A 1,805-nucleotide genomic window follows, 5' to 3' on the forward strand; every position below is an offset into this window, starting at 1 on the left:
ATGATCTCTCGGAATCTTGATTGATCATACCAGAGAATCTGGCAACTGAACATTGAAAAGCAAAAATTATCCATGATGGAATAAAATTCAGAAAAAAGTGTACGAGAAACAGACATAACTGTCGCTATGCCTTGAAAATAGTGTATAATGATCTAAGGATTATGCTGCTTGTAGAATCAACTTTCTCAGGGCGGATTCAAAAGGCATATCCCAGGCATCCAGATGTTGTAACATCAGGATGTGATAGAGGCGGCAGTACCACATCTTAGTTGAGCGGTGCCTGCCGTCTTCTAGTTTAAAGTCTAGTTTCTCACGTTTATTGGAGCGTTCCGCAGAAGTTCTTGCATTATACTCAAGTTTCCATGCATCACTGTCACGTGGCGGCAGGTTGAACAGCCGTGGATTATCTTCCATTGCCACATGTACGGTTCTCCCGTATTTAGAGCTGGAGCACGGGTGCTCGCAGGAGCAGCCATATTTCCTGCTGGCAAGCGAGCATCTGTATTTTATTCGGTGTTTCGATAGCTCCGAGCCGTCATGGTTCATGCGTCTGCCTTCCCTGCACACAGGTACCCCATCTTTACCAATAGTAAAGTCGTTCTTATAGGGCAGTTTGATTCCGCGTTTTTCATTCAGGTCAATAAAAGGAGTGATATGTGCACGCCTGCAGTATTCGTAGTAGGGCATTGCGTCATGTGCAGAATCAAGGAGCAGCTTTGTGACGTGATAGCCAGAGAGAAAGCATTTCATCCGAAAAAGGCAATGCAGAAACCCGTGGGAGTCATGAGTGGAAGCCAGTGAGAGCAGCGGGAAAACAGGCAGATCGCTCTCAGAATCGGAAGCAACGAGCATATATAGGTCATAGCCGTGATACCAGCAGTCTCTGGAAGAATCCCAGCCAATATCGCAGTCAGGCTGTGAGAAGCAGCGGTCACATTTGCAATCCATAATCCCTTTTGAAGCACAATCGCAGATGCGGTGCTTACGTTCCCTGTGTGAAGTGACAACCGGAGTTCCGTCCCCGGCTAGTGCAAGGGAGTCAGGAGTAATGAGCCCTTTGGAGACGGACTGGTCGAGGAACTCGCTCTTATATAACTGAAAGAGAGAGCCATAGGGCTGATGCTCAATGCAAAAAACGGTGTTTTCAAGTTCCGGCAAAAGCTGTTCGACAGAGACTTTTTCCACAGGAGCAGCCTTGGAGCCTTTCGTTTTTGGCTTTTTGACCTTGGCTTTTAACGGATGGATGTGTGGGGAGAGATTGTCAGAATCAGAATCCCATAAGCGGTTAAGGAAGTCATAAAAAGTACCGACGCCAGGGGTATCCCCAAACTCAAAGCCACTGAGTATGGCATAAAGGGGATTGATTTTGAGCTGTGCAGCCCAATCTGTGAGTGAGGAAACCTTGAAATCAATAGACAGCAGGAAGGAACGCTGCATACAGGAAGGAGTTCTTGGCTTAGGGCCGAAGACAGAGTACTTGTCCCGCATGAATTCATCCGTAAAGGAAAGATCAAGATTCCAAAAACGATCAATGATATCCCATGTAGAAGGAGAAATAGAATCAGGTACAGGATAATGTTTACGAAGATTAACAAGAAGAAAGTCTTGATAGGCGGTATGGCCGCCAGAGTTAACAGGTAACATAAAAATCGCCTCCAATCGAAAAATATACATTTGATCAAGGGTGCGAAGCACCGCATTTTTCGATGGAATTGTCAAGTGTTTTGGCAAAAAAGTGGGGGATTTTAATAAAAAGAGAATCTGAAAGCCTTGATTTTACTGGCTTAGAGATTCCGAGAGACTAT

General features: G+C 45.4%; 1 protein-coding gene. It reads right to left on the minus strand.

Annotated elements, in window-relative coordinates:
• Positions 1-159 precede the first annotated feature (159 nt).
• On the minus strand, positions 160-1,644 hold the full coding sequence (locus DXC51_RS29205) for a hypothetical protein (protein ID WP_117546104.1): 1,485 nt from the start codon (positions 1,642-1,644) through the stop codon (positions 160-162).
• Positions 1,645-1,805 lie beyond the last annotated feature (161 nt).

The sequence above is a fragment of the Eisenbergiella massiliensis genome (genome assembly GCF_003435485.1).

What these genes read in the sequence shown, in the direction of transcription:
- DXC51_RS29205 (WP_117546104.1), bottom strand. Translation starts at nt 1,644, where the DNA reads ATGTTACCTGTTAACTCTGGCGGCCATACCGCCTATCAAGACTTTCTT.